The sequence below is a fragment of the uncultured Succinatimonas sp. genome, from assembly GCF_905203285.1.
Taxonomy (GTDB): Bacteria; Pseudomonadota; Gammaproteobacteria; order Enterobacterales; family Succinivibrionaceae; genus Succinatimonas.
The window spans coordinates 1-9,321 of record NZ_CAJKVK010000077.1 but is presented as its reverse complement, the minus strand read 5'-3'; the positions used below and the strand labels follow the sequence as shown (position 1 = coordinate 9,321).

Here is a 9,321-nt window from a genome sequence, read left to right as displayed (position 1 = left end):
ATCCCGGCACTAAGGTTAAAGCCAAGTCGGGATTGAACCGCTCTATTTTAAATGAAGCGTGGCATAAATTTTTCACTTATCTTGAATATAAGCTCAAACTTAAGGGTGGAATACTGATTAAAGTAAACCCCAAACACACCAGTCAAACCTGCATAAAATGCGGGCATATAAGCAAAGACAACCGCAAAGAGCAGGAGATATTCAGGTGTGTAAAGTGCGGGTATGAGGCACATGCCGACCATAATGCCGCACACAACATCTTAAGAAGGGCAGGACTTGCCCGGATGGCCTGTCAAGCGAACCTCATAAGAGGTCGGCAGCAGGAACCCGCCTAGTAGGCTAAACGACAATAGCAGTATTGTTTGTTTAGCGGTAGGATCTTCGGCCTTTAGGCCGGTGAGGATGTCAAACATCAAAATTCTCCTTATCGATTAATGCAAAGAAGATTATAAAAATCCACAAATGAGTATTCAGCAAATGCCAATTTTTGGAGCTGATAAACATTTTTTTCCCTAAGATAAAACAGCAAAACAAGGTTTATGTGCAAAATAAAAGCATGAATTTGAGATTTACTGGTTTTAGTCGGGAATACAGAAAATCTCACTGATAAACAGTACCTGTAAATTTTTACAACCTGCAGCAGACAGACTGTTTTGCCAAGACCTTAAACACCTCAAAAATCCTTTTTTAAATAAGCTTTACAATCAACTTCAATGTGCTAAGCTTATGCGCGTTCATCAAGATGATGTATATTTTCTAAGTACATTTATGTTAGACGTTGTACCTTTTATATGCATTGCCGATACCGACCTTCCGGTATGTTGCATGTTCTTCACGACTCACTGTCAGCTTGAATAGTTTTCTGCCTAACTCTCATATTTATCTGAAAAATTTTCATTTTTTATAAATTTTTTTAACTTAGCAAAATCATATGCACAGTAAATATTCATTATTTTCAGGATTTTTCGTATTCCTCTCCTGCGGCATCATTTACACCCAGGTAACAGCAAGACTTCCTGCGCTAAAAGCGCAAACCGGCATCACCGATTCCGATGTCGGAATTGCGTTAATGCTTTTAGGGGTTGGCTCACTAACCGGTTTTCTTACCATCAGCAAAGTATTAAAAAAGCTGCAGGTCAAAACCGTTTTAAGCGTTTCTTTATGCTCTTTTCTCCTTATCTGCCTTTTAATGTCTCTAGTGCATTCAAGAGAAATTCTGTTTGCCTTATTTGCCCTGTGGGGATATGCCTGTGCCTATCTTGATGTCTGCATGAACACCCACGCCATCTTTTTAGAGCAAAAAAGACAAAAGCCTTGTCTTTCTTCGATGCACGCCTGCTACAGTGCCGGATGTCTTTTAGGATCAGGCATCGGATCAATTTTTGCCTTTGCAGATTTATCGCTGCTTATCAATTTCAGTATCGTAGGCATAATACTTTTAAGCGTTTTTTCCTATTTACGCCGCTTTTTATTAAGCGACCCTGTAAAAGCAGAGCCGTCTCCTCAAAAAGAATCAGCAGAACAAACTACCAAAACTTCCAAGCTCCCTATTTTCATCGTATTCTGCGGACTTATGGGGATGTTCTCCTATTGTGCCGAAGGATCGGTTGCCGAGTGGGGCAGCATTGTTTTGCATCAGGCAAAAGGAGCAGATGAAGGTCTTGCCGCTCTTGCGTACGGCACTTTTGCCCTCTTTATGGCAATTTCAAGATTTGCAGGCGATCACTTCCGGGCCCGTTTTGGCGACAGCAAGATGATTTTATTCGGCGGAACGCTTGCTCTTATCGGCATATCAATAGTTATCGCCTCTCCAAGTCCCTACTTATGTCTTTTAGGTTACGTTTTCATGGGGATCGGACTGTCTCCGGTATTCCCGATTGCCATATCAAACGCCGGCAGAAGTAAAGACGTATCCCCCAAGACCGCATCAGCAATCGTGTCTTTTGTCGGCTACTCCGGACTTTTGGTGATTCCGCCGTTACTTGGCTTTCTAGCTGAGCATGTCGGTCTTGAAAACGCGCTGTTTCTTCCTTTTGGCGCAATTATTCTGGTAATTTGCGGCAGCCTTGCCTTTAGAAAGCGCCGTATTAAAAGCATCAGCTAAGCCATAACGGCCCGATAAACTCGCGGCGAGGCAAATTAAAGCTCATAGGATAAGTTACATCGACAAGATATAAACCGTCAGGATGAGCCGTAGGTCCCGCCGCATCACGATTACGGGCCTTAAAAGCCTCTTCAAACCATGCCGTTGACTTTACTTTTGAACCCACCAAAAGCAGACTGCCGACAATATTACGTACCATATGGTTTAAAAACGCATTAGCGGCAATATCAAAAACGATAAACGGACCGTGGCGCGAGATTTCAATATAGTGTACACAACGAAAGGTTGAAGAAGACTGCTCATCTGCCCCTTTAAAAGAGGCAAAATCATGCTCTCCGATTAAGATCTTTGCCGCTTTTTGCATAAGCTCAATATCATAATCGCCGTGATAAACGCTGACGCCTTTGTTTAATACCCCGGGACGGTGCATAGTGTTTTGAATAATATAACGATAGCGCCTGGCTCTTGCCGAAAATCTTGCATGAAAGTCTTCAGAGACGATTTTTGCCCAAGTGATCGCGATGTCGGAAGGCAGCTTTGTGTTAGTACCTAAAAGTAAAGCTTTTTCACTTCTATCTTTGGTGATGTCAATATGAATGACCTGTCCCGTGGCATTAACCCCGGCGTCGGTACGTCCCGCGCAAACTAAGGATACCTGCTCATCGGCGATTATTGATAAAGCCTTTTCAAGCTCGCCCTGCACGGTAACAGCATTGGGCTGACGCTGAAATCCGGCATAGTTCCATCCTTCATATTCAACACCTAAGGCTACTCGCACACATCCCCCTACTTTTGCTTAAAGACCATAAATTTTGATACTAAATAAGTTATTACCGTAACCAGAGCCATAGCAACGATGATAGGCGCCAACCCCGTCATCCAGATCCTGACTAAAACAAACACGATAATGTTGCGCAGCACGAGCATGGAGCAGGACAGAAGCAAAAACTTAAAGATATTGCCGTGCTGTTTGAAAGTAAAATAGCGATGACCGAAATACGACACAAAAAATGCGACGCAAAAAGCACACGTCGTAATTGCGTTTTCGCTCATATCGGAAAAGGCAAAGAATAAAACGATTGATACCGCCAAATCAGTCACGGTGGCGACTCCGCCGACAATCACGAAACGGACTAACTCGTAAAATTTTCCGCCTTGAGATACTTTTACTAAAAAATTATTGTCCGTCATTTTCTTTACTGTCGTTTACATATAAACCGTTATGAGTTCTCACAGTTCCCTTCTCAAGTTTGTCGGACAACGCACCTTTTATCTTAGATACGACAAATACCGGGCGATGTTTTACTTCCTCGGAAACGCGGCCTAAATACTCACCTAAAACACCTATGGAAATAAGCTGCACCGCACCTAAAAACAATACGACGCACATGGTTGAAGAGTAACCGGGAACATCCACGCCGAACATAAAAGTATCGACAATGATGAAAATCATGTAAATAATCGCCAAAAGACCGATGCCGCATCCTATATAAGACCAGATTCTAAGCGGCAAAGATGAAAAAGATACGATACCGTCAAGGGCAAAATTCCACAGCTTCCAATAATTCCATTTAGTGGTACCGGCAGAGCGTTGCGGACGCTCATAGGCAACGCCTTTTGATGAAAAACCAGGCCAGGCGAAGAGACCTTTCATAAAACGATTGGTTTCACCTAAGGTTTTAACCGCTTCCACTACTTTTCTGTCAATAAGGCGAAAATCTCCGACATTGGCCGGAATTTTCACTTTATTGGACAGTTTATTAAAGACATAATAAAATCCGCCTGAAGTTACGCGTTTAATTTCCGTATCCTGGGAGCGATCAACTCGTACGCCGTAAACGGTATCAATCCCCTCATCCTTCCAGATTCTGACGAACTCAAGCACCAATTCAGGAGGATCCTGAAGGTCAACGTCCATCGGAACAACAGCGTCACCTTTGACCAAGTCAAGGGCCGCACTCATTGCCGCTTCTTTTCCAAAATTACGCGACAACTTAATCAGACTTATCGGTTTGCCTTTAGCAATAAGACCTTCAACAATTTGCGCCGAATTATCCTTAGATCCGTCATCGACAAAAACAATTTCGATATGCTGCCAAATAGAGGCCAATTTCTGCTCAACTGTATTAACGAAAAGCTCGATAGTCTCTTTTTCGTTATATACAGGCACAATGAGAGATATAAGATAATCTTCTTTTCTCATTGCCATCTCCTAATCGGTTAAAAACTCATGGCGGGATGACGGATTATGCTTAAAGTGTCCGCCAAGTGCCGTAGTAGTGGTTGATGATGTAGGATCTTTGACTCCGCGAGCTTTCACGCAGTAGTGAGTTGCGGTAATAGTCACGGCAACATTCTTAGTATCAAGAAGAGTCTGCAGCGCTACCAATATCTGCTGCGTCATCCGCTCCTGAACTTGCGGGCGTTTGGCAAAAAACTGCACGATACGGTTGATTTTGGATAAACCGATGATTTTGGTACCGGGCATATATGCAACCTTTGCCATACCGTCTATAACCACAAAATGATGCTCGCAGGTTGATGTTAATGAGATATCCTTGACCTTGATCATCTCATCAAAGTGCATCTTATTTTCAATTAAAGTGATGCTGGGAAAATTTCTGTAATCAAGACCTGAAAAAATCTCATTTACGAACATTTTACCCACACGCTCGGGAGTCTTTGTCAGGCTGTCGTCCTGCAAGTCAAGACCTAAAGTCTCCATAATTTCCGTCATGCATGCAGCGATACGGCGACGCTTTTCAACGTCATCAAGACCGTTATCATGCCATGGAGTCTCAAGACCGCGCTCAATTAAAGCATCACGAACCAGCTTTGCTTCCGGTAAAAGATCTTTCTCTTCACTCATTATTACTCAAACCACGCGATATTCTTTTCATAAGCAAAATGCAAATGATGGTGAGTAAGATTAAACTTTTTCGCCAAATCCTCACCTAAAAGTCTTACGCCATCCTGTTCTGACGCATGATGTCCGACGATAAAAACAACTGTTCCGCTTTCAATTGCGGCATTATACGTCTGCTCATTGATTTCTCCGGTGATAAGCGCGTCAAAAGAAGGACTGCGGTACTTATCAATCACCGACCCGCCAGATCCTGAGCAAACGGCAAAATCATTTAACAAAAAATCTTCCGAAACATTACCTACGATACCGACGCGGCAATCAAGTTTCCTGCATAAAAGAGCGCAAATCTCCCTAACGGATTTAGGCTTATTTAAAACTTTACGCATGGCAATTGAAGATTTATCGCCGGGAACAATATAATCACTGTCACCGTCCCCTAAAAGCGAACATAAAAACGCGTTATTGCCAACCTGAAGATGTGCATCTAAAGGCAAATGATAAGCGATAAGATTTAAATTAGCCTCTAAAGCCGCATTTACTCTATCTTTAAACGTGCCTGTAATAGATCTGTCATCTCCCTGCCACAACAGCCCGTGATGAACAATAAGCGTATCAGCTCCAAGCTCGCAAGCGGCATCAATTGAGTCCAAAGATGCATCGGCAGAAGTAGCTATAACCTCAACTTCATCAAATCCTTCAATCTGCAAGCCGTTAACTGAAGGATCATATGCAAAATCTTTTACCAAAAGATATTCATCAAGATAATTTATGAGTTTGCTTCTTTCCATAAAAAGATCCTATTTCACACTGACGATTTTGCCTTTGGCTCCCGTAAGTTTTTCAATTTGCGGCAATAACTTCTGCAAAGAAGAACGAGAATTTCCGCTGCCGGCGTATACGCGATTTAAAGTGCGTCCGTTAACTTTAACTTTTTCAATCCTCGATGAAATTCCGGCGGCATTTAATTTCTTCACGACATTTTGAGCGTTTGAATCTTGTGAAAACACTCCGACCTGCACGGTATAAGCACCTTTATCGGCAGGTTTTGCTGCCGGTTCTGATTTATTAGCTGCAGGTTTTGTTACCTTATTTTCAGCAGGCTTAGACTCTGAGGCCGGCTTTTTAGCAACCAAAATCTCCTCCTTAGGAGCATTATTACCGTCTGCTACAGCTTGTTTACCGGTATTTGATCCGGCAAACGGACCGTCATCAGGAAGATCCAAAACCTCAACCTTTCCCGTCGGTGCGACAGGCAAAGGCTGCGCGTTTAAAACCTCTTCGTTTTTATTTAAATCATCATAAGGCTCAAGCAAATCGGCATAATCAGGAGATTGAGATGCAAGCAAACCGTTTGCATCGGTAATTGCGCCATCTTCATTTACAGCAATCGGCTTTTCATTTATCGGCTCATTTGGAACAGGGCGATCCTGCATCATTACCGGCAATAAAATTAAAATAATCGATACAATCACGAGCACGCCGACAATGCGGTTTCGTAATTTACTACCAAAAGCCATGCTTATTCCTCTCTTTTAACTATTGTGTCTACGCAATCGCCAGCCTCTCCAACTGTCACAAAAGATCCGAAAACAATAATCGTATCTTCTGCATGCGCTTCATCGACAGCTGCGTGCAAAGCATCTTTTACGCAGGAGTAATCTTTAATTTTATTACAGAAAACCGCGTTTTTCCCAAGTTCCTGTTCCAAAGCATCCTTCAGCCGTTCCTTACTTTGCCCGCGAGCGCCCGGCAAAGAAGCAACATACCACATATCAAACGAATCTTTAAGAATATGCAATACGCTTTCAATGTCTTTGTCTTTTAACATTCCGACAACGGCGCGTTTTATTCCTTTTGTTTGCGGCAAATTGCTAAGACTTTGCTTTAAATGCAAAGCCGCAGGAGGATTATGCGCAACATCAAAATATATAGTAGGGAAACTGCATATTTTCTGCATTCTTCCGGGCAACGAAACGGTTTTTAAAGCACTGTTGACAGCAGAGACGGTTATATCTGCTCCTAAATTTTTTAATAAATTCAAAACCGTAATAGAAGATGCCGCACAAATATACGGAATTTTGGGCAAAGGATAAAAATCAGACCTATTTCCTTGCTTATACCAAAATCCGTCATCGGAAAAATCTGCGTTAAAATCTCTATCTTCACAAAAAAGGGGCACATTCTCGGCCTTTGCTTTAGCTTCAATTACGTTAAGTGCTTCAAAATCTACTTTGCCTACAACGCAAGCTGCGGCTCCCTTTTTAATAATTCCGGCTTTTTCATAAGCGATTTTAGCAAGGGTATTACCCAAAAGGGCGGTATGATCAAATCCTATGGAAGTAATTACCGCAATATCCGCATCAACCACATTAACGGCATCAAGTCTGCCGCCAAGACCTATTTCCAGCACGACAGCTTGAACATTTTCCGCTTTAAAACAATAAAAAGCGGCTAAAGTCGTATATTCAAAATAAGTAAGACTTACTCCACACTGTTCTGCAGCTTCATAAACAGCGTAAAAGGCCTTGCACAATAAAGCCTCATCAACATTTTTACCGCCGATATTAACGCGTTCGGTAAAAACATGCAGATGTGGGGAAGTATAAAGACCTGTTTTGATGCCCGACTTATTTAAAGCACCGGCAATTAAAGCTGCAGTTGAGCCTTTACCGTTAGTTCCGGCAACTTCTATAGTATATGCGGCTATTTTAAGGAGATTAAGCTTGGCTGCGACGACTTTGACTCGATTTAAGCCAAGCTCGATTCGATTTGGATCAATCCCTTCAAGATAGCCTAGCCATTCTTGAAGAGATCGATTTTTAACAGATAAATTTTCAGTCATTAAACACGCGGTTTGATTCGTTTTTTGGCAGTTCCGCTCTTTGTTGAAGTAGTATGCGCAGAATGAGTTTCAGATACAGATTGAGTTACCTCGGCATGAGAATCAACGGTATCTTTAATTAGCGGATTTTCGCGGCGAACCATCAATTTTGATAATAATGAAGCGATCACATCGCGCATATCGCGACGAGAAACAATCATATCGACTGCGCCCTTTTCCTTTAAGAACTCGGCTCTCTGGAATCCTTCCGGTAAAGTCTCACGCACTGTCTGCTCAATTACGCGAGGACCTGCAAATCCGATAAGAGCATTCGGCTCTGCGATATTGATATCACCTAACATAGCAAGAGATGCCGATACGCCGCCCATGGTCGGATCACACATAACGCTGATAAACGGCAAACCCGCTTTGCTTAATCTTGACAAAGCGGCTGAGGTTTTAGCCATTTGCATTAAAGAAAACAATGACTCCTGCATGCGTGCTCCGCCTGAATTAGAAAAACAGATTAAAGCACGGCGCTCTTTAATGCACTCCTCTACGGCAAGGCAGAAACGGGCACCGACGACAGAGCCCATTGAACCGCCCATGAAAGAGAACTCAAAAGCGGCAGTAACGACCGGAATCCCCTTTAAAAAACCTTTTTCCACTACTAAAGCGTCTTTTTCACCGGTGGCTTTTTGCGCCTGGGTATAGCGATCTTTATAACGCTTTAAATCTTTAAATTTTAAAATATCCGTAGGAGCTAAATCTGCACCAATCTCACTGCGATCCTGCGGATCCAAAAAAGAATCCAAGCGAACACGCGCTTTAATACGCATATGATGACCGCATTTAGGACAAACATTAAGATTGCGCTCAAGCTCTGCACGATATAAAACCTGGTCGCAGGCATCGCATTTGGTCCACACGCCTTCGGGGATTTCATGTTTGCTGTTGCTGTCACTTTTAGGCAATATCTTTTCAAGCCAGCTCATACCTGCTCCTTAACAATGCGAACGTTTTAAACTAAAAGCAAGATCTTATTTATAAGTAAAAGATCTTAATGCCGAGCTTTTATACCTACAGCCTTTATTTTAATAAAGCACTCGGTATCAACCCAAGTCCGGCGTTATGTGCTGTTAAAATCTATATAAACAAAAAATAAAGCACAATCATTTAAAGCTGATGTGCGATTATAGCGCACATTGAGATTTAGTGCACACTATGAAGATTTTACTGCAATAAAGCAAGAGTGCGATAAGAATTTTATTGAGAAAGACTGAAAAAATTAAGAAGGAATCTAATCAGATGGTGGACGCTATAGGACTCGAACCTACGACCCTCTGCTTGTAAGGCAGATGCTCTAACCAACTGAGCTAAGCGTCCAAATTTTTGATGGTGGGTCGTGAGGGGATCGAACCCGCGACCAACGGATTAAGAGTCCGCTGCTCTACCAGCTGAGCTAACGACCCAACCCAGCTTATATCAGGTGTTAAATGGTGGGTCGTGAGGGGATCGAACCCGCGACCA

10 protein-coding genes and 2 tRNA genes are annotated in these 9,321 nt (G+C 42.6%); 2 read left to right on the top strand and 10 right to left on the bottom strand.

What is annotated here, in order from left to right; all coding sequences use genetic code 11:
- Window positions 1–335 (top strand): transposase (locus QZ019_RS07805; protein WP_295483904.1); only part of this gene is annotated, 335 nt, incomplete at its 5' end.
- A 596-nt stretch (window positions 336–931) separates the two neighbouring features.
- Window positions 932–2,104 carry an MFS transporter gene (locus QZ019_RS07800; RefSeq protein ID WP_295483901.1) on the top strand — a complete coding sequence of 391 codons (1,173 nt, stop codon included), beginning with the start codon at window positions 932–934 and terminating at the stop codon, window positions 2,102–2,104.
- Here QZ019_RS07800 and truA read toward each other — a convergent pair.
- The 10 genes from truA to QZ019_RS07750 form a co-directional block, all read right to left on the bottom strand.
- Entirely contained in the window at window positions 2,097–2,882 is a 786-nt protein-coding gene (gene truA / locus QZ019_RS07795; protein ID WP_289512189.1) for a tRNA pseudouridine(38-40) synthase TruA, read from the bottom strand. The genes QZ019_RS07800 and truA overlap by 8 nt on opposite strands.
- 8 nt (window positions 2,883–2,890) lie before the next feature.
- Window positions 2,891–3,295 carry a GtrA family protein gene (locus QZ019_RS07790; RefSeq protein WP_295483899.1) on the bottom strand — a complete coding sequence of 135 codons (405 nt, stop codon included), beginning with the start codon at window positions 3,293–3,295 and terminating at the stop codon, window positions 2,891–2,893.
- The gene (locus QZ019_RS07785; protein ID WP_050778996.1) at window positions 3,282–4,307 is read right to left on the bottom strand and encodes a glycosyltransferase family 2 protein; all 1,026 of its coding nucleotides are present in this window, start codon (window positions 4,305–4,307) and stop codon (window positions 3,282–3,284) included. Before QZ019_RS07785 ends, QZ019_RS07790 begins: the two co-directional genes overlap by 14 nt.
- Window positions 4,308–4,316: 9 nt before the next feature.
- Entirely contained in the window at window positions 4,317–4,973 is a 657-nt protein-coding gene (gene folE, locus QZ019_RS07780; protein ID WP_295483895.1) for a GTP cyclohydrolase I FolE, read from the bottom strand.
- Between the two features lie 2 nt (window positions 4,974–4,975).
- Window positions 4,976–5,758 carry a Nif3-like dinuclear metal center hexameric protein gene (locus QZ019_RS07775; RefSeq protein WP_295483893.1) on the bottom strand — a complete coding sequence of 261 codons (783 nt, stop codon included), beginning with the start codon at window positions 5,756–5,758 and terminating at the stop codon, window positions 4,976–4,978.
- Between the two features lie 9 nt (window positions 5,759–5,767).
- Window positions 5,768–6,487: an SPOR domain-containing protein gene (locus QZ019_RS07770; protein WP_295483890.1), complete on the bottom strand. Its 720-nt coding sequence runs from the start codon at window positions 6,485–6,487 to the stop codon at window positions 5,768–5,770.
- 2 nt (window positions 6,488–6,489) lie between these two features.
- Entirely contained in the window at window positions 6,490–7,812 is a 1,323-nt protein-coding gene (folC, locus tag QZ019_RS07765) for a bifunctional tetrahydrofolate synthase/dihydrofolate synthase (protein ID WP_294567941.1), read from the bottom strand.
- Window positions 7,812–8,786 carry an acetyl-CoA carboxylase, carboxyltransferase subunit beta gene (accD, locus tag QZ019_RS07760; protein WP_295483887.1) on the bottom strand — a complete coding sequence of 325 codons (975 nt, stop codon included), beginning with the start codon at window positions 8,784–8,786 and terminating at the stop codon, window positions 7,812–7,814. Before accD ends, folC begins: the two co-directional genes overlap by 1 nt.
- A 314-nt stretch (window positions 8,787–9,100) precedes the next feature.
- Window positions 9,101–9,177: transfer RNA gene (locus QZ019_RS07755), tRNA-Val, on the bottom strand.
- A gap of 10 nt (window positions 9,178–9,187) precedes the next feature.
- Window positions 9,188–9,263, bottom strand: a tRNA-Lys gene (locus QZ019_RS07750).
- Between the last annotated feature and the right edge of the window lie 58 nt (window positions 9,264–9,321).